Origin of the sequence: Psychrobacillus sp. OK032, from assembly GCF_900111345.1 — a bacterium.
Lineage (GTDB): Bacteria > Bacillota > Bacilli > Bacillales_A > Planococcaceae > Psychrobacillus.
Genome location: NZ_FOGY01000003.1, coordinates 352,265 through 371,669, shown reverse-complemented (window position 1 = coordinate 371,669; position 19,405 = coordinate 352,265). Strand labels below are relative to the sequence as shown.

The window sequence follows — 19,405 nt, the reverse complement described above, 5'->3', positions numbered from 1 at the left end:
GTAATGATTATCTCGCCAAATTCATCCTCTTTCTTCTCTTTCCTAAATTAGCATATCTCCCTCTAATGTAGCATTCGATAAAGATTGCGGAATTCAGAATTAAAGCCGTTAAAGGGTACCCTTTAACGGCTTTGTTAGTTCTGTTTAGTTAGTATCCCTTGATTTGGAATCCTTTGTTCACTTTTAAGATAAAACCATACTCATTAGAAACACCGTCAATTGCAAGGACATCTAGTGGACCATCTAATGTTTTATTATCATCTTTTCCTTTTTTAATAACGGTGCCGGCAAGCTTATTGTCGACAGTCGGTCCAAACTTGATTTTAAAGCCTTTTGTTGTTGTAGTGAAGAGTGTACCGTTTTCATTGTTTGTAAATTGAACTTGGGTTCCATCTGCATCTGCTACTGTAATAGAGGCTTTTTTAGAAAGAATAGCTTGGTCTTGAGCAACTGTTGTTCCATTTGCACGTGTTATTGGAGCGATTGTGAATGTTACTTCTTTATTTGATATATCTTCTTCTTTACCATTTCCCACAGTTACAGAAGCGAGATCAAATGGACCTTCTACTACTCTTAGTGTTGTTCCGTTCCAATCACTAGTTGAAGGAGTAGCTTTTCCAGCTGGTTGTTGGATCATGGTAAAATCCGTTATATCATTTTGCTTAACGGTTGTTTTGTATTTCCATGTACCAGTAGAGCTCATTTTTACTTTTGCAAGATAAGCACCATTTTTGAAAAAGAACACTTCATAGTTCGGTTGACCTGTTCCCACCAATTCTATTTCTTTCCCAATCATGCGATATCCAGCAGTTCCTGATTTACGTGCAAATTTCGAGTCGATAGATAAACCAACAGAATAATGGTTTTGTGTGATATTGAAAGAAGAAGCATTTGTAGGGTGATATGTTCCACTAACGGTATCTTCAATATCTAAAGCGGATTTGAAACTATCATAAGAAACTACAATTCCTTCATTTCGGTATGTGTCACTAGAACCCTTTAGTTTATATTTAAGTCCATCAGATGTAACAAAGTAGTTGTTATTGATATCTACATAATGTATTTTTTTATTTGTCATTGATCCTGCTTTTGCAGGTGCATAAAAATTTATTTTAGCTGAAGTTAGCGTATCTACTACTTTTTTATTTACTATTTCGTTGAAAGAAATTGTCTTATCAATGGCAGTGGTATTCACATCTTTCGCAGTAAATGTAATCGTAACCTTGCCATTTTTATCCGGTACAACATTTACATTTTTTGCCCCAGAGATTATGTTCTCGATGCCATTTATTGTTAATAACTTCACACCAGCGGGAATGTCAACTCGTACTGTATTAGAACCTGCAAAAGTAGCGGAAATTGCAAGAACTTCAGATGTTTCTCTATGTTGAGTCGTAGTGTCTCCTATTTGAATTGGTACAACACTTCCTGGAACAGTAAAGCTAGAGGAGCTACCTTTATATTTCACTGTATATTTAATACCAGGTGTTTGAGCCGAAGTAGTTAACGTCGCCGTTAATCCATCTTTACTTAATGTTGTATTTGTTACAGATAAAGCATTATCAATTGTAAAGTCAGTAGCTCGAATAGATGAAACAGCCCTATTCAATTTAACGGATACAGTCGTATTATCTATTCGCGAAATCGACGCAATTTGAATCGGTAAAGAATTTGCAACAGTATTCACATTTTTTTGGAGAGTACTTTCCCACTTCAACACGTTTGCATTGAGAATTGCTTGTGCTTCGTTAATTTTCCAAGCTGCTTCCGTATGTTTCGATACACGAATATCTTCAATCGCAGCCTTTGTTAACATATGCACTGTCACATCATTTTTTATTTCATTTATTAATTTCTCAGCAGGACCTTTAACTGCATTACGAATTTTATCACGAGTCGATTGGCCATATACACGATCTAACAAAATTGTTTGTTTACGGAATTCCGCGGTCATTTCGTGATATGCTTTTTCCACTTTGTCTAAGTTATTTTCATTTACTGCAGCAGAAAGTGTACTCGTTTTTCCATTAATCTTTGCACTTGCTGTAATTGCATCGAGATACCCTTGGGCTCGTTTCATTTGTGTCTTAGGATCTGTCAATCGAGCCTCATACGTTAATTGATCCGAAAAGCTTAATTTCTTTATCTCCACTTCCGCTTCTGCAATCGCAGTTTTTGCTTTATTGTATTGAGTCCATGGCTGTGTTACTCCATCCGCTGAACCTTCCACAGAAATTGCCCATTTTAATACAGTACTTGCATTTTGAACATTGGTCATTAATTGGTCAATATTTGTTGCTGCATCCACTTGTTGATTTGGTGATGTTACCACAATTGCAGATGCCGCAACTGCTGTAGAAACTACTAATTTAATGGCATTCTTCTTCATATTTATTCTCCCCTTCTACAAAACTCACATTGTTTATTATATGTTTATACAAAACTACTATGTGTAAATTACACTATTTCTCCCATATCTATTTATTCCACATATAATATCGATATTCCTTTTATCAGGATTATTCCTTTAATCTTATGCACGTCCTATCACCAAAAAGCCAGGACACTATACTATGATGAATCATTGAAAATAGAAAAGAAGTAACCAAAGTTTTCACTCTTGCCACTTCTTACTTAATTGAAATGTATATTTCACTCTTCTAATTGAATTGTAGTTAATTGTCAGAATTATATAGAATTGTTTTCAACACATGGACGCTACATTCAGGACACAACGAAAAAAAGATTCCTTAGGTTAAATAAACCAAGGAATCTTTTTCTATTTTTAACTTAGGTCTTGATAATAGTGGTATTAATAGATATTAATATCCAGCGATATTTGATAAACCTTTTGTTTTTAATTTTAGACCGTAATCATTTGTTACACCTTGAATATCAGTAATACTTAATCCACCTTGTAATCCACCTGTTGTACCACCAACAGCTGCTGCATAACCAAATGTAATATCTAGTTTTCCAGTAGAAGAATTGTAAGCGATTTTCGTATTTTCTTGACCATTCACAAGAGTAACTACTGATCCATCTCCATCACGTAATGTGATAGAAGCATTGCTAGCAACTTTAAATTTATCTCCTGCAACAGTAGCTACAGATAATTTAAGTGTGTCGCCATTTAGAGATTGATCTGCTGAACCTCCAGCAGCTGCAAATGAACCTGTATTGTTAGATGCAGTAAATTCACCTGGAGTAACTGCTCTTAATGTAGTTGCAGTTGCTGGCTTTGTAGCAGGAACTGGTTGAGCTGCTTCTGTATGGTGATAGAAAGCAAATGTTGAAGCTGCCGCAACAGGAACTTCAACAGTCCATGTTCCATTTGAACCAACAGTTGTCTCTCCAACTTTAGCGTTTGTTGCATTATTATATACTACAACTTTTTTACCAACTTCACCTTTACCAGTGAATCTAGCATAATCGTTATCAACACGGATAGCTGTTGTATCTGTTAATACTTTTTCGTTTACTTCTAAATCAAAACCTGCTGGTTTATCATAGTATAGGTTTAATACTGAAGAAGCAGTACCTGCTTTATAATCACCAGTTACAATATCACCTTTAGATAATTTAGATTTAAATGCATCTAAATTAGTTGGTGAACCCTCAAGTTGTAAAGTATCAATAGCTTTTAATTTAAATTTATTATTTCCTGCAACAAAGAAATTGTTTGCTGCATCAACATAACTAACTACACCAGTAGTAGTATTTGGTTGAGCATCTGTAACAGTGTAGAAGTTTAATTTTTGAGAAGATTCTTTTTCACCGTTTTGATCAAAATCAATTACTTTTTCAACTACTGCTGTAGCTGAAGCTGCATTAGTTACCACTAAAATAAGTTGACCAGATTCGTTTGGAGTAAAGTTTTGTACTCCTGTAGCTGGTGTAGGTGTTCCTGCTACTTCTAAAAGTTGACCATTTACAGATGTAACAACAACACCAGTTGGAATAGTAACTTTTACTGGTAAACGGTTAGGAGTACCATCATCTTTTTTAAATGTAGCTACAACTACTTCAGTTCTTCCAAGTTCTGAATGGATATCATCAGAAGAGATTGCAATATTACCAGGTGTTGCCGCTGCTGTTGAGAATGAAGCAGAGCTACCTTTGAAAGATACATTATAAGTTTTGCCTTCAGCTTGTTTAGTAGTAGTTACAGTAACAGTTTTGTTATCTGTACCAAGTTTTGCACTAGTTGCTACTAAACCATTATCAAAAGTGAAATCTGAAGCATAAACAGCAGATACTGGTTTACTTAAATAAGCAACAACAGTAGTGTCATTTACACGAGCAACAGAACTTACAGTTAATGGTAATGCTGTAACTACATCATCAACTGATTTTTGTAAAGATGTTTCCCATGTAAGAACATTAGCATCAAGGATTGCTTGAGCTTCTGCAACTTTTTTAGAAGCATCTGCAGTTTTACCTGCTTTAACGTCAGCTGCTGCTGCTTTAGCAAGCATGTTAACAGTTACTTCGTTTTTAACTGAAGCTACTAATTTTTCGATAGCTGGTTTAACTTCGTTACGGATTCCGTCACGAGTTGATTGACCATATACGCGGTCTAAAAGAGCCGCTTGTTTACGATACTCAGCAGTTGCTTTGTGGTAAGCAGCTTCTACTTTTTCGATATCGTTTGTTTTGATAGCTGCATCTAATCCAGAAGTTAAATCTTGGATTTTTTCACTTGAAGTAATAGCATCGATGTAAGCTTGAGCGCGTTTTACTTGTAATTTTGGTTCAACAAGTTTAGCGTCAATGTTTAATTTTTCAGAAGTTGAAAGTTTAGCAGCTGCTGCTTCTGCTGCAGCAATTGCTTTTTTCGCAGCATTGTATTGAGCGTGTGGTGCAGTTTTATAATCAGCAGAACCTTCTACTGAGATAGCCCATTTTAATACTGTACCTGCATTTTGTGCGTCTGTTGCTAATTGGTTTACGTTTGTTGCTGCGTCAGCTTGGTTTGCTGGTGCTGCTGCAACGAATGCTGAAGCTGCTACTGCAGTTGAAGCTGCAATTTTGATAACTTTTTTCATAAACTTGTGATCTCCCTTCGCTTGTGTGTTGCAATTTTGTAGTGTGTAACGCCGGTCGCTTGATAGCGTCCAATATCATCACCCTAACTAATATATGAGTATACAAAACTCTTATGCTAAAATCAACTAGAAACCTCAAAGATTACCAGTTTATTTTTGAGGATGATGTTTTGAAAGCACCAAGGACTCTATTACATGTTCCATATTACAGCAATATTACCAATTGTGCCACCTTTTTTTCTGAACAATTATGACTATTTTTAGAATGATAGGTTTTGCATATTTATTTTTCCGATTAATTAGAATTTCTTTGTTTCTCTTTTCTTTATGATTATAGTAGATTCTAGTTACTCCAATATTTTTTTAAAATTTCTTTGTGTAAATGCGTGCATTTTTTATTATTTGTGTTATGATGTACAGTATAGAAGGTTACTTATAGATGTGTAACGCCGTAAACTTGTTTGTACATTCATTAGTGTGCAGCCTTCTACTTCCTTCGTTTTATCGCTCAAGAAAAGAAGCATCTGAACATCGGATGCTTCTTTTCTTATTTTTACGCCTTTTGCTGATGCAGAGGGCGTTTTTTATTTGTGTCGCAAATACAAGACCTCCGATTAGGCCAGCATTGCCTTCTAGAGTTAGGAAGACATTTGTTTCTTTTAGGTTGGGAAGTGTTGGGTAGCGGGTTTAGCCGTTCAATTAAGCTTTTACGCTTTATTTTTGGTAGTAGTTGGGGCTGTTTCATGACGTCGCCGTCCGATGATGCGACCAAGCTCGTGGGTTGTCGTCATTTCGTAGAATCCTTGTGCACAGTTCATCTTTGTGTCTCCACGCTTCGTTGGATCCTAGGAATTTAAGGTCTCCTTTTATAGAGTAGAAAAGTAGTATACGCTAGTTAATTTGACTTATCGTTTATCTTTTCAAATATTTCTGTCGCATTAAGCTTTGATTACTATAGTAAACAAATTGTAATATCATATGCTTCAATAAGGAAGCTTTCGATGTCGGCGGAGTTGCTTGAGTACGTAGGGTTCTCTTTATATAATTATGGTTTCGTGTGAAGAGTTCCTTCTATTAGAATATATTCGATTAAGAGCGAAAGCGAATTACGTAATGTTATTTATTTGTAAAGAAGTTGATAGAAAGAAAAAACCACTAGAAAAATCTAGTGGTTTAATACTTTAGATAGGAAGTCTTGCGCACGTTGCGTGTCTGGATTGGTGAAGAATTTGTCTGGTGCTGCGCGTTCGACTATTTTGCCTTCTGCCATGAAGACGATTTCGTCGCAGATTTCTTTAGCGAAGCCCATTTCGTGAGTTACTACAACCATGGTCATGCCGTCTTTTGCTAGTTTGCGAATGGCATCGAGCACTTCAGTTACCATTTCTGGGTCAAGTGCGGATGTTGGTTCGTCAAATAGCATGACTTGCGGGTCCATTGCTAGTGCTCTTGCAATAGCTACGCGTTGCTGTTGACCACCTGAAAGTCTGCTTGGGTAGGCGTCGAATTTGTCTCCTAGCCCAAGTGAGATAAGTAGTTCTTTCCCTCTCTTTTCAGCAGCTTCTTTTGATAGTCCTTTTACTTTCATTGGTGAAATTGTTACGTTTTCTAATGCTGTTAAAAACGGAAATAGGTTGAAACTTTGGAATACGAAGCCGATGTTTAGTCGGGCTTTGTTTATATCCGTTTTTTTGTCGTGGATGGATATCCCATCGACGGTGATTTCTCCGTTGTCGATTGGTTCTAGTGCATTGATCGTTCGAATGAGCGTGGATTTCCCTGCTCCACTTGGTCCGATTAGTGCGACTACATTCGATTTTGGTACTTCGAGCGAAACGTCGGTTAGGACGTGGTGGGCACCGAAGCTTTTATTGACATTTTTGATTGAGATCATTTGGGTACACCCTCCTTGCCGTTATGCTTCGCTTTTCAGTAATCGTTTTTCGAAGTATCGAATGATTAATGATAGGCTGAATGTCATGATGAAATAGATTAATGCAACGAACGTCCATACTTCGATCGAGCGGAATGATGTCGCTACTAAGTTTTTTGCGTTTAATGTTAAGTCGGTTGCCGCAATTACGGATACAAGGGACGAATCTTTTATGAGCATAATAAATTGAGATGCAAGCGGTGGCAATACTCTTCTAAATGCTTGCGGCAAAATAATATGAGTCATTGCTTTTGTATGAGACATACCTAGAGATCTGGCAGCCTCCATTTGACCTTTTGGTACTGCTTGAATTCCAGTTCGAACAATTTCTGCGATGAATGCACCCGCAAATATCGCTAGCGCATTGATCGCTCCCCAATAGGAGCCAAGTTTGAAATATTGTCCGAGTACGAAGTAAATCCACATAAGTAAAACAAGTAGCGGAACACCGCGAATAACTTCTACATAAATCGAAGCTATTAATCTAATAATCTTGTTCTTCGAAACACGTCCCAATCCAAATATAACACCTATCGGTATAGCAATAAGAATTGCCAGTAAAGAAATTTCTAGTGTTTTTATGGCACCGTCAATAAAGACGTCCATATTACGCGGTATAACACTCCAGTCGTAAATCATTGTTGTTCCTCCTCTATGTTGCTAGAGTGTCTTATTCTTCTACTACTTCACTTAACCAGTCAGAAGTTTCGAACCATTTTTCACGAGATGCAAGCTCTGCAGGGCTTCCTAGGTAGCTATTTAAGAATGAGTTTACCCATTGGATTGTTTCGAAGTCATTTTTCTTCAGTGCAATTCCAAGGTTTTCAGTAGAGATTAGGCCTTCTAGTTGTCTTACTTTGTCTCCATTTTGTAATTTCCAAACAGCAATTGCCGGCTCGTCATATACGATTCCATCCGCTTTACCTGATGCTAAAGCTGCTGCTGCATCTGGGAAGTTCTCAAAGTCTAGTATTTCTGCATTTTTAAATACATCTTTTGCAAGTAACGCACCAGTCGTTCCGATACCTACTGCAATTTTCTTCCCTTTTACATCAAGATCTTGCCATTTTTGTGTCGTTGTATCTTTTCCAGGTAACATAACTGCTTGACCTGTTTGGAAGTATGGATTGGCAAAGCTTACTGCAAGTGCACGGTCCCCACGAATAGTCATACCAGCGAAAACCATGTCTACTTCCCCTGCTTGTAACGCAGGAATTAGTCCGTCAAAAGTAAACTGTTTATATTCAATTTCCACTCCAAGTGCCTTTGCAAGTGCTTCTGCAGTATCTGCATCATAACCAATGAAGTCGCCCTTTGGATCTTTCATATCAAATGGGAAATATCCTGTTGACATCCCGATAACTAATTTTTTCTCTTTCAGTGCTTTTTGAATGGTTGAGTTTTCTGTGGAAACTCCCCCACCTGAATCATTGCTACACCCCGCAATGATTAACATGGCAATCATTAATACTGCTGCTAACCATTTTTTCATGTTTATGTACCCCCGTTTTTTTATAATTAATTCAGTTCCCCTTATGAAACTAGTGAATTATTAGTAGTATAAATTATTATTATTCACATGTCTACATAAAAAATTAATAGTTATAATATTTTTATTATTGATTCTATTCGAAAAAAGGTGCAAAATAGAATGAATAATAGATTATATGTATACCACTTAAACATTATTATATGTTTTATTATTCTGGTTATTGTATATTTATTCGAAAAGGGGTTTTATTATGGAGTTTCCAAAAGGAGAGATTGGTAAGCGAATACGCTATTTGCGTAGGTTTCAAGGATTGACGTCAGAAGAGCTTGCTAGACTAGCAGGAGTGAGTCAAAGTATGATTTCCCAAATAGAGAGAGGACTGGTATCTCCTTCTCTGGAGACGCTATGGAAGTTGAGTCATAGTTTGAAAGTGCCGATCTTTTCGTTTTTCGAAACGGAAGTAACGACTGCCGTTTCCATTACACGAGCTGGCGAGGCAAAAGTGGTGAAGCGGGTGCGCCCGACTGTGAGTTATGAGTTGTTGTCGCCAACCACCGGTAAGCAGATGAGTTTTTTCAAGATGATCGTTGTGCCTGGGGAGGATTTGGACACGCCTTTTTTGTTTCATGGTGGCGAGGAATGCGGGATGATTCTTTCTGGTTGCTTGCGTGTGGAGCTAGAGGGTGAGTGCCATACGCTTTGTCAGGGTGATAGTATTTACTTTGATAGTTCGCAGCCGCATCGTTTTTTTAATGATGGAGATGAGGATGCGGTGGCGGTTTGGACGATGACTTCTAGTTTTTAGGTGGGGATGGGGCTTTTCGCTGTGGCGAGGGGCTTTTTTTTGTTGGTTTTGTCGTGTTGGGCGGGTGGTTTGTCGTGTTCGGGGGGTGGTTTTGTCGCGTTCACGTTGTGGTTTGTCTCGCTTAGCCACATATTGGAAATAGATCACTCGGAAATTGCTCTTTGCCTCGGCAAAGAGCTTCCTTTTTTGGATCTGTCGTGTTGGGCGGGTGGTTTGTAGTGTTCGGGGGTTGTTTTGTCGCGTTCGAATTGTGGTCTGTCGCGTTCACGGTGTGGCTTGTCTCGCTTAGGCATATTTTGGCTTAAAGAAAGCTCTTTGCTGCGGCAAAGAGCTTTGGTTTTATTTTTGTAGGGTCATTGTGTATTTGGTGCTTCTAGCGATTCCTGTTTTTATTAATTTGGGATTTTTTAAGATTCTAGTGGCTTCATGTTTGTCTTGTAGATGGAAGAAACGGCGGCATTCTTCATTGTTTATTGTATTTTTGTAAATTAGGAAATAATCTTTTAGTGTTTGTTCGTGTGCATATTTACTAAAGTTTCTACATCTTGGGCAAGCCCAGTTGCGTATTACCTTTTTCATTCCTAAGTATCCGCAGAAAGGACATTCTACGCCAGTTACAATGTCTTGTGGATTTATTGCAAAATGGTTACTTAATGGCAATGAATTATATTCATTATTTTTTTGGAGTAGCCAATTTTTTAGTTTGTCCAACTCGTTATCTGCAAGGATTCGTTTATCTGTTTTTATTTCGCGTATGAATTTCCGCACTTCATTTGTTAGAAGAAAGACGGAATTAGACGGAGCTTTTTTCACATAGGAGCTTGCGAAAGCAAATGTGATGGCGCCGTAAATTGGGATATTTAGTTTGTTAGATCTAAAGAGTTGGGATAGTTGATAGATGTATTCTTCCAGTTGGGGGACCGGGCTATTGAAGCTGTTCTTTTCTCCATTGGGTTTTGTACGGACGAGTTCGGCGGGATTTGTGGAAATTTCAATCTCTCCGGATATATTTTTCACTTCTAGGATGAGTGCGTAAAATGGTGTGATTATAAGGATGTCCATTTGAAAGTTGACCTCGGAGTATAAGCTGATATTGTGAAAAACATAAAATTTGTGGGGTAATTTAAGTTTTTCGATTTCACGCATGACTACTTCTTCGCCTAGATCGCCTGCATTTTTCTGCATCATGTCATCTCGAATTTGTGTGTATTTGGGATGAGTTTTACGTAGTCTCTTCGTAAGTGCTGTTAGTGCTTCTGCATGGATTGTTTTTGCAAATGGTTTAGCTATCAATAATGATCACCTCTTTTCTAGGTTAGCATAGTAAGTAGGTTGCAACTATAGAAAAACTGAATTTTTAGTATTCATTGGAAACAGCAGTGCAAAACACCGAGTAACGTGAAAATGATTAAGTGATCGCCAATTGCGATAAGTAATGATTTTTTGGAAATGAGACCAAATAATGCGTTTTTTACGTAAACCATCGTAATGATGATTCCGATGATGAAGCCGATTGCTGCTCCTTGTAGTAAGCTATCCGCTGCCGTTACTTGAATGAGGATTGCTACTAAGAATGAATTGATAAATGCGATTATAACGGAATAAATATATTTGAACGGTCGATTACTTTGAATTTCTTTTTTTCCTGATAGAAGAACTGAATAATAGATTCCTCCGTACACCATGTACAATAGCCCTCCAGCAATAATGGCCATGTAGTTTAGATTACTCCAATCGATGGACATAGTTATACCACCTTAGTTGCGTCTTTTAATGCTTCCGTGCGAACTAGCTCTACAAAGTCATTTACTACTTTTTCGTTTTGTTTTTGGCTACCTAGTTTAGCAAAAATGCGTCCCATTAAACTGACGCCTTCATTTTGACCAGTGTAGATAAATCTAGTTGTATGCTCATCGACTTTGATTAAGGTGAAGCCAGCTTGGATTTTAAATAGTTTTGCTAAAGTAAACTCGATTTTGTTGTGCTTTTTATGCGTTGTGTTTTCGTACTCGATGTCCGTTACGATATACGTTTGGGTTCTTTTTCCTTCTTTGTAGGTTTGCTGATAGGTAGAGCCGACGACGCCTTCTTTTATTTCTAGTGGTTTGTGTTCTACTATGTTGGGCATGATTCTTTGGATGTGGTCGAGGTCAAATAGGTTCCAAATTGTTTCGATTGGTGCTGGGATTGTGATTTCTTTGTGCCAAGTTAGCATGTGTGCGCTCCTTTTCATATACGGAATAGTTGGTGAATTTTTCTAAAGTGTACCATATTATTGGGTGATTGCAATGGTTGTTTTTTTGTGCTTTGCACCGGCGAAGGGCTTCCTTTTTGGGTTTGTCGCTTTGGGCTGGGGGTTTGTCGTGTTCGGAGGGGGTTATGTCACGTTCGATGTCTGGTTTGTCGCGTTCGCGGTGGGTTATGTCTCGCTTAGGCTTATTTTTCCGGATTTGGTTAAATGATTTTGCCCTTTGCACTGGCAAAGGGCTTCCTTTTTGGGTTTGTCGCTTTGGGCTGGGGGCTTGTCGTGTTCGGAGGGGGTTTTGTCGCGTTCGATGTTTGGTATGTCGCGTTCGCGGTGTGTTTTGTCTCGCTTAGGCATATTTTGCTAGATTTGGTTAAATGATTTTGCCCTTTGCACTGGCAAAGGGCTTCCTTTTTGAGTTTGTCGCTTTGGGCTGGGGGCTTGTCGTGTTCGGAGGGGGTTTTGTCGCGTTCGATGTTTGGTATGTCGCGTTCGCGGTGTGTTTTGTCTCGCTTAAGCATATTTTGCTAGATTTGGTTAAATGATTTTGCCCTTTGCACCTGCAAAGGGCTTCCTTTTTGAGTTTGTCGCTTTGGGCTGGGGGTTTGTCGTGTTCGGAGGGGGTTTTGTCGCGTTCGATGTGTAGCTTGTCGCGTTCAGGGTGGGTTATGTCTCGCTTAGGCTTATTTTGGAAATTCAAATAAGACCGGCCTATTTGATAGGGCGGTCCTATTTGTGAATAGCGCTTTAATTCAAGTTGTAGCTTCTTATTTTAATATAGAAGAAAGTATGTTGATTGCTTGGTCGATTTCTTCGGTTGTGACCGTTAGTGGTGGCAGGAGTCGGATGACGTTTGGACCTGCTCCTACTAGTAAGAGACCTGCTTGTTCTGCTTTTTCGATGTATGGTGCTACTTCTTCTTCGCATGCGATACCGAGCAGTAAGCCGGAGCCGACGATTTGATGATTCGGTAGTGCTGTTCTTAATTTATCTAAAAGGTAGGCAGATTTTTCATTGACAGCATCTAAAAATTCAGTAGTGAACACATTGTCGAGCACGGTTTGCGCGACGGCTACTGCTAGTGGGTTACCGCCGAATGTCGTGCCGTGCGTGCCGGGACTGAATGTGTCGTATAGTGCACTTGTGCCGAGCATAGACCCAATAGGGAAGCCGCCGCCGAGACCTTTTGCGAGTGTCATGATGTCCGGTTTTAGGACGGTTTGCTCGTATGCGTAGCGAGTTCCGGTGCGTGCGATGCCTGTTTGCACTTCGTCGATGATCAGTAAAATGCCTTTTGATTCGCAAATGTCTGCAATTGCTTGTGCGAATTCAGACGATACTTTGTTTACTCCTCCTTCTCCTTGAATAACTTCGAGCATGATTGCTGCTACTTCACTGTCGATTGCAGCCTCTAACGCCTGTATGTCATTGAAAGGGATGGTGCGAAATGTTTCGAGTAAAGGACCGAAGCCTTGGCGTATTTTTTCTTGCCCGGTTGCGGACATTGCGCCGAATGTTCGACCATGGAATGATTTTTCGAATGTGATGATGACGTTCTTTCCTGTATGTTTACGCGCCATTTTAATCGCAGCTTCGTTCGCTTCTGCTCCGCTGTTACAGAAAAATGCATGCGAAAGATGAGTATCTTTTACAAGCGTTGCTGCTAGTTTTTCTTGTTCTGGGCTTTCGAATAGATTCGAAGTGTGCCATAGTTTTTCGCTTTGTTGTTGAATGGCTTGCACGATTGCAGGGTGCGCATGGCCGAGACTTAGTACCGCGATGCCGCTTGTGAAATCGAGATATTCTTTTCCTGTGTCATCTGTTACGATTGTGCCCTTCCCTTGCACTATATGAACAGGGCGGCGTGCGTAGTTTTGAAATAATGCACTCATGCATAAACCTCCTGCTGTAAAATGGTTGTTCCTTCTAATGTTTCGCCGACAATTTTGACGGACGGGATGCCTTCAGCGAGACAATCTAGTGCTGCAGTTACTTTTGGAATCATTCCTCCATAAATGTCTGAGGATTCAATCCAGTCGTTTATTGCTTTTGCAGTTACTACTTGTTGCACTTCCCCGTTGATTTTAATACCTGGTGTGTCGGTCACTAGTAGCAGGCTTTCTGCTTTTATTGCCCCTGCGATTTTGCTCGCTACTGTGTCGCCGTTTATGTTGAGCGGCGTGCCGTCATTTGTGCAACCGAAGCAGGAAATGACTGGCATGATGCCATTTGTGAGCAAGGTTTCGAGTAGTTGGCTGTTTACTTCTTTTATTTCTCCGACGAAGCCATATGTTTCTTTGTCTAGAAATGCGCAGGTTAGTAAGTTGTCGTAGCCACTTAATCCGATTGCGGTAATTCCGCCTTTATTGAGTTGGTGAACTAGTGGTGGGTTCACTTGACCGATCAAGGTGGACTGGACGATGCTTACTGCTTCTTCGGATGTTACGCGGATTCCGCCCACTGTTGTGGATGTGACGCCGTTTTTTTCTAGTTGTTTGTTGATGGCAGGACCTCCGCCGTGAACGATGATGAGGTCGATACCTTGTTGTTGCAAGCTTTTGAAGTTTGCGATATGGGTTTCATTTAACCGTTCGAGCATACTTCCGCCGAGCTTGATGACGATGCGTTTAAGAGCGGTAGGTTGCGTTGATTTGGACATAGTCATACGTTAAATCGCACCCCCACGCTATTCCTTGGCCGTTGCCATTGTTTAGTTCGACGGTAATTTTCACTTCATGCTGTTTTAAATAATTAAATAAATCGTCCTCTGAGAACGGAACTGGTTCGCCTTTTTCCACTACATCGGCGTCTCCGATTTTAATTTTAACGTTATTTGGGTCTATTTGTGCACCGCTACGACCTACAGCAGCGATGATTCTTCCCCAGTTTGCGTCACTTCCAAAAATAGCCGTTTTAACAAGTGGTGAGCCTACTACTGTTTTCGCAACTTTGCGTGCTTCCTCATCGGTTGCTGCTCCTTGCACTTCCACTTCGATTAGTTTTGTCGCGCCTTCCCCATCTTTTGCAATCATTTTCGCTAAATCTTGAGAGACCGCATGAAGTGCTTGGATGAAGTTTTCCCAGTCTGGGTGGTCTGGTGTAAGCGTGTTGTTTTCTGCTAGACCATTTGCCATAACAATCACCATGTCGTTTGTGGATGTGTCGCCGTCCACTGTAATGGAGTTGAATGTTACGTCAGTAATAGATTTTAGCGCCGCTTGCAAATGATTCGATTCGATATTCGCATCGGTTGTGATAAATCCAAGCATCGTCGCCATGTTTGGCTCAATCATTCCAGAGCCTTTTGCGGTTCCGGCAAAGATTACTTCTTTCCCGTCGATCGTTGTTTTGTAAGATGTATTTTTCGTTACTGTGTCTGTTGTCATGATTGCTAATGCAAAGTCCATTGCCCCTTCAAGCTCGTCGATCGGATGAAGTTTTTGAATGCCTTCAAGTAATGGCTCCATTTTCATGATTTCGCCGATTACACCTGTGGATGCAACACCTACTAAGTTTGGTTCGATGCCTAGTTTTTCCGCTGCTTTTTGTTGCATCGTGTAAGCATCGATCATACCTTGTTTGCCTGTGCATGAATTGGCGTTTCCTGAATTAACGATGATTGCTTGCATTTTGCCCGTGTTTTGCACGACTTCTTTTGAGACAAGTAGTGGTGCAGCTTGGAATACGTTTGTTGTGAATACACCGGCAACACTTGCCGGAACGTCGCTCACTAGTAGTGCTAAATCTTTTTTCTTGTGTTTAAGCCCGCAATGGATACCCGTTGCTTTAAAGCCTTTTGGTGATGCGATATTTTTATATGAAATTGATTTCATCGTAGTTACTGTTGTCAAATTAATTCCTCCTAGTTTTAAATGAAAAGTGGGACTTGCTGGAGGCCTGTCGTTTGATCCAAACCGAACTGAACGTTCATGTTTTGAATCGCTTGCCCGGCTGCTCCTTTCACCAAGTTATCGATAACCGAAACGATAGTCGCTCGGTTCGTTCTGGGGTCTAGTCTCACATGTATGTCACAGAAGTTCGAGCCATACACTTGGTTTGTGCCGAATTTGTTTGATGCTTTAATGATTCGGACAAACGGGTGGTTGGCATATGTCTCTTCTAGTGCGTTTGTGAGCTGTTCTTCCGTTACCCCTGAGGTTACTGGTGCATAACTAGTTGTAATAATCCCTCTTGTCATCGGCACTAGATGGGTAGTGAATGTGACTGGCGCTGTTTGGCCTGCAAAGTTGCTGATTGCTTGCTCGATTTCTGGTATATGTTGGTGTTCATGAATTTTGTAAATAGCTGTGTTTTCATTCGTTTCACTGAAATGCGTCATTTGGTTCGGCTTGTTGCCCGCTCCGGAAATTCCACTTTTCGCATCAATTACGAGTCCCGATGCGTCAATTAGGTTTTCTTTAATAAGTGGCAGGACAGAAAGTAAGACAGCCGTCGGGTAACAACCTGGGTTTGCGATTAATTGCGCTTGTTTGATATCTTGTTCGTTCCATTCGGTTAGCCCGTATACACTTTGTGCCACCGCTTCAGGTGGTGCTGGTGTTTTTTTATACCATTGTTCGTACTCGGATGCATCTTTTAGACGGAAGTCACCTGACAGATCGATGAGTTTCGGTCCTGCTCCGATTAATGGAGGCAAAAGTTCTGTGGAAACTCCTGATGGCGTGCTCGTGAAGATGACGTCGTAGTTTGCTAGTTTATCATTTTCGATTTTTAGTAATGGTTGATCGTGAATATTCATTAAATGTGTATATTTATGCGAAAATTGTATTCCCTCTTCCGAAGAAGTGAACAAATCAATGTTTTCAACTTCTTGGTGGTTATGAAGAAGCCGAATCAGTTCTAGCCCACCGTATCCTGTTGCCCCAATTATACCTACCTTCATTATCGTTCACCTCTACGTATATATTAGAAATAAGTATAATACTGCATAAATATAAAGTCAATTGTATTATTGTATATTTCGAGATTCGTAGTGTTTGGGTTTGTCGTGTTGGAGGGGTGGTATGTCGCGTTCGAGCAGTAGTTTGTCGCGTTGGAGGGTCTGTTTGTCGCGTTCGGGCTATGGTTTGTCTCGGTAAGCCAGGTATTCCCAGAAAAGAGGACGAATCTCTGGTGAGACGCCTCTTTTTAGGATATTCTATTCATCGTCATTATTTTCTTCTTCTTCCTGTTCATCATCGTTGTCTTTATTCTTTCTTTCATTCTTCTCTAATTGTTTCTTTGCCTTTTCTTCTTCTTTCTCTTGCTTGGCTTGTGCTTTTTCTTCTTCTTTTTCTTTTTTCTTTTCCAACTTTTCTTGCTCTTTTTGTTGTTTTTCATGCTGTTTGTCTAGTTGCTTTTGTTGTTTCTCTTGGTGTTTTATTTCTCGTTGTTTTTCTTTGTTTTGATTTATATTTGGGTCATTGTCGGGTTTCGGTTGTTCTTTATGTGTATTAATAACTGGTTCTTTTTCTTTAGGTTTATGTTCCACAGCTGGCGGTGTTTCTTTTTGGATTGGTTTTGTGTTTTCGGTATTATTTTTCGGTTGTTTTTGGACTTCGTTTACTGCTTGGTCGATGCGTTTTTTTAATTCTTCCTGGTCTTCCTTTTCATACACGGTGGTGATATCGATGTCTTCATTCGTAGATTGCAATTGATTCATCGCTTCTGCTAACACGATATTCAGTGGGAGTCCTTCCCATTCATCCAGTTCAAAGAGAGTCGATTCATCTAAAGAGCGAAGCGAGACAACGTTGCCTTCTTCATCCACTCCTAGTTCTACGGTTGTTTCACCTTCTAGCTGAACGTAAGCGTAGGCGTTACTCGTTTGAGGAATCAAAGATGCTACTACAAATAGCAGAAGCACTGCTGCGACTATAGCCGGTCCTACGAAGAGGGGTTTCATTCGCTTTCGAAGAAGCTTGGGTACCGCTACTAGATGAAATTCCACTTCCTCTCCCACTTCTGGAGTAGGTCCTATTGGAGTCCCGCGCAGAAACTCACCTTCCTTCGTCAGAAAAACCATATATTCATTTTTCTTCTCGCAAACAATGCCCTTGTATGTGCGCATCATATGATTTCTCCTTTTACATACTCTTTTATATAAACGAAGTCACTATTTAATAGTAAGACAACGGCAATCATATATTTACGATGCCGTTCCAATGTTTTTCGGGATACCTCGACGATTGCTTCGATTTCTTTCAATGGTAGTTGTTTGGTTTTCATTAAGTGGTCATAGAACTCTTCGGTTTCGGCAATAATTTGTGCTATTTGAAATGCCGTTTTTCTTGCATCCGCATGCTTTGGTGCTACTTTTGTAAGTTCTTCAAATGATAAATTAAACCTCTCTAATAATTCACGGTAACGGTTTAGTTCTTCTCGTCTTGTAGCGGTTTGCTGTTCTTCTATGTATGTACTGACTGATTGTTTATCCAATAAAAAATGTTGTTCTGATGAAGCCGCTTCTTCTCCAGTTGCTTGCATTAATAGTACTTTTTCATTTCTAACGGTCTCTTTTCGGATAAAATCGATCATTCGTCTTTTTATTATTAAATGCGCAAACGTTTGTAACGAGGCATTTTCTTTGGAATCAAAAGCCATCACCGCTTCGTGAAATCCATTCATCGCCACGCTAAACTCCTCATCATGCTCATCAATCTGTCTTTTACAAATAAAGGATGCCGTTTTTTTCATAAAAGGGGTAAAGGCCAAAAGGAGGTCACTAAGAACCTCCTCATCACCAACTTTCGCCTTTTGAGCAAGTTCGCTCGTTGTTTGTTTTGTTTTTGTTTTGAATAATCCCTGTAATATGGACAAAAGCATACATACCCTCCGTTCTCACTTCATCCGGTCGTCCTTTATTGTAATAGGCTGAACGGAAAATGAAAAGCGGTTATTCTGCAAAATGATTAGTCTTTGTTTTTATCATCTTTTTTGTGCTTTTTATTTGCGTGTTTCTCTGCTTTTTGTTTTTCTTTTAAAGCTTTTTTTGCTTGTTTTTGTTGTTCTTTTATTTCTTTATGATCATGATCATCATTATCATCATCGTCATCTTCTTTTAAAGCCTTACGCTCTTCTTTTTGTTTTTCCTTAAGCGCTTTGTGTTCTGCTTTATGCTTTTCTTGAAGGGCTTTACGTTCTTCTTTGTTAGCAGCTTTTTCTTTTTCAGTAGTCTCTACTATTGGTGCTTTCACTACTGGTAGTTCTGTCGTTTCCACTTTTTGAGAAGCTTCAAACTTTGCAATTGCATGTTCAATGTTGCGTTTGATTTCTGCTTTTGCAGTTGGACTTCCTGCATTTTCATATGCTTTAATAAGTGCTTCTAAGTTTCCTGCCGTGTAGCCTTCAGGAATTTTAGGAAGATCACTTGCTTTTTCAGTGGTTTCAACCCTTTTTACAGCTGATTGATCTGGTGCAGACTTTACCGGATTTTCTGGAATTGTTACAACCGCTCGCACAGAATTTCCTGTTGTTTTTTCAGCATTATTAGAATTCAGTTTGCTTAAGTCCACTGTGTCAAACAAGTTCTCATTGGCCCATGCATAAGTAGCACCTGTTAATGTCATACCAGCTACTAATAATGCGGCTCCAGTTTTCTTCCATTTCATTTGCATTGTGTTATCACCTCAAATATAGTTTCGCCCTTGTTCTTTTACTCGGACATTCTATTATTCGTGGAAGCACTTTGGTTTATGGGGGTCATGCTGCAAAATAATATATTACAGTTATATTACAGGTGACTGGCATAGTGACATGAAGGCTTTATCGTGTTCGCGGAGTGGTTTGTCGCTTTGATTAGTGGTTTTGTCGCGTTCAATAGGTAGTTTGTCGTTTTCGTGAGGTGTTTTGTCTCGCTAAGCCACATCTTTCCAAAAACAAA

At 39.6% G+C, this 19,405-nt stretch carries 16 protein-coding genes; 1 reads left to right on the top strand and 15 read right to left on the bottom strand.

Going from position 1 to position 19,405, the window contains the following annotated elements; all coding sequences use genetic code 11:
- Positions 1 to 148: 148 nt before the first annotated feature.
- The 5 genes from BMZ04_RS08725 to BMZ04_RS08705 form a co-directional block, all read right to left on the bottom strand.
- Entirely contained in the window at positions 149 to 2,389 is a 2,241-nt protein-coding gene (locus BMZ04_RS08725) for a hypothetical protein (protein ID WP_093268022.1), read from the bottom strand.
- 433 nt (positions 2,390 to 2,822) lie between these two features.
- Positions 2,823 to 5,048, bottom strand: a complete 2,226-nt coding sequence (locus BMZ04_RS08720) for a hypothetical protein (RefSeq protein ID WP_093268019.1) — start codon at positions 5,046 to 5,048, stop codon at positions 2,823 to 2,825.
- A gap of 1,165 nt (positions 5,049 to 6,213) precedes the next feature.
- Positions 6,214 to 6,942, bottom strand: a complete 729-nt coding sequence (locus BMZ04_RS08715; protein WP_093268015.1) for an amino acid ABC transporter ATP-binding protein — start codon at positions 6,940 to 6,942, stop codon at positions 6,214 to 6,216.
- Between the two features lie 21 nt (positions 6,943 to 6,963).
- Positions 6,964 to 7,620, bottom strand: a complete 657-nt coding sequence (locus BMZ04_RS08710) for an amino acid ABC transporter permease (RefSeq protein WP_093268012.1) — start codon at positions 7,618 to 7,620, stop codon at positions 6,964 to 6,966.
- Positions 7,621 to 7,651: 31 nt separating this feature from the next.
- Complete coding sequence (locus tag BMZ04_RS08705; RefSeq protein WP_093268009.1) at positions 7,652 to 8,473, bottom strand: transporter substrate-binding domain-containing protein; 822 nt, start codon at positions 8,471 to 8,473, stop codon at positions 7,652 to 7,654.
- A 250-nt stretch (positions 8,474 to 8,723) separates the two neighbouring features.
- On the opposite strand from BMZ04_RS08705, the gene BMZ04_RS08700 reads away from it, so the two are divergent.
- Entirely contained in the window at positions 8,724 to 9,278 is a 555-nt protein-coding gene (locus tag BMZ04_RS08700; RefSeq protein WP_093268005.1) for a helix-turn-helix domain-containing protein, read from the top strand.
- Between the two features lie 339 nt (positions 9,279 to 9,617).
- Here the strand turns inward: BMZ04_RS08700 and BMZ04_RS08690 are convergent, their stop codons facing one another.
- The 10 genes from BMZ04_RS08690 to BMZ04_RS08645 form a co-directional block, all read right to left on the bottom strand.
- Complete coding sequence (locus BMZ04_RS08690; RefSeq protein ID WP_177184383.1) at positions 9,618 to 10,463, bottom strand: nuclease-related domain-containing protein; 846 nt, start codon at positions 10,461 to 10,463, stop codon at positions 9,618 to 9,620.
- Positions 10,464 to 10,642: 179 nt separating this feature from the next.
- Positions 10,643 to 11,023 (bottom strand): DUF1761 domain-containing protein, encoded by a 381-nt coding sequence (locus BMZ04_RS08685; protein WP_093267993.1) that lies wholly within the window; start codon positions 11,021 to 11,023, stop codon positions 10,643 to 10,645.
- A gap of 2 nt (positions 11,024 to 11,025) precedes the next feature.
- Positions 11,026 to 11,493, bottom strand: a complete 468-nt coding sequence (locus tag BMZ04_RS08680; protein WP_093267989.1) for an SRPBCC family protein — start codon at positions 11,491 to 11,493, stop codon at positions 11,026 to 11,028.
- 797 nt (positions 11,494 to 12,290) lie between these two features.
- Positions 12,291 to 13,415, bottom strand: a complete 1,125-nt coding sequence (locus tag BMZ04_RS08675; RefSeq protein WP_093267985.1) for an acetylornithine transaminase — start codon at positions 13,413 to 13,415, stop codon at positions 12,291 to 12,293.
- Positions 13,412 to 14,182, bottom strand: coding sequence for an acetylglutamate kinase (argB, locus tag BMZ04_RS08670; protein ID WP_369802642.1), 771 nt, complete (start codon positions 14,180 to 14,182; stop codon positions 13,412 to 13,414). The genes BMZ04_RS08675 and argB overlap by 4 nt, the downstream gene beginning before the upstream one ends.
- Positions 14,151 to 15,356, bottom strand: coding sequence for a bifunctional glutamate N-acetyltransferase/amino-acid acetyltransferase ArgJ (gene argJ, locus BMZ04_RS08665; RefSeq protein WP_177184388.1), 1,206 nt, complete (start codon positions 15,354 to 15,356; stop codon positions 14,151 to 14,153). The genes argB and argJ overlap by 32 nt, the downstream gene beginning before the upstream one ends.
- Positions 15,357 to 15,391: 35 nt before the next feature.
- The gene (argC, locus tag BMZ04_RS08660; protein ID WP_093267970.1) at positions 15,392 to 16,426 is read right to left on the bottom strand and encodes an N-acetyl-gamma-glutamyl-phosphate reductase; all 1,035 of its coding nucleotides are present in this window, start codon (positions 16,424 to 16,426) and stop codon (positions 15,392 to 15,394) included.
- 255 nt (positions 16,427 to 16,681) lie between these two features.
- Entirely contained in the window at positions 16,682 to 17,593 is a 912-nt protein-coding gene (locus tag BMZ04_RS08655; protein WP_177184382.1) for an anti-sigma factor domain-containing protein, read from the bottom strand.
- Entirely contained in the window at positions 17,593 to 18,348 is a 756-nt protein-coding gene (sigI, locus tag BMZ04_RS08650) for an RNA polymerase sigma-I factor (protein WP_093267963.1), read from the bottom strand. The genes BMZ04_RS08655 and sigI overlap by 1 nt, the downstream gene beginning before the upstream one ends.
- An 86-nt stretch (positions 18,349 to 18,434) precedes the next feature.
- Positions 18,435 to 19,139: a hypothetical protein gene (locus BMZ04_RS08645; RefSeq protein ID WP_093267960.1), complete on the bottom strand. Its 705-nt coding sequence runs from the start codon at positions 19,137 to 19,139 to the stop codon at positions 18,435 to 18,437.
- Positions 19,140 to 19,405 lie beyond the last annotated feature (266 nt).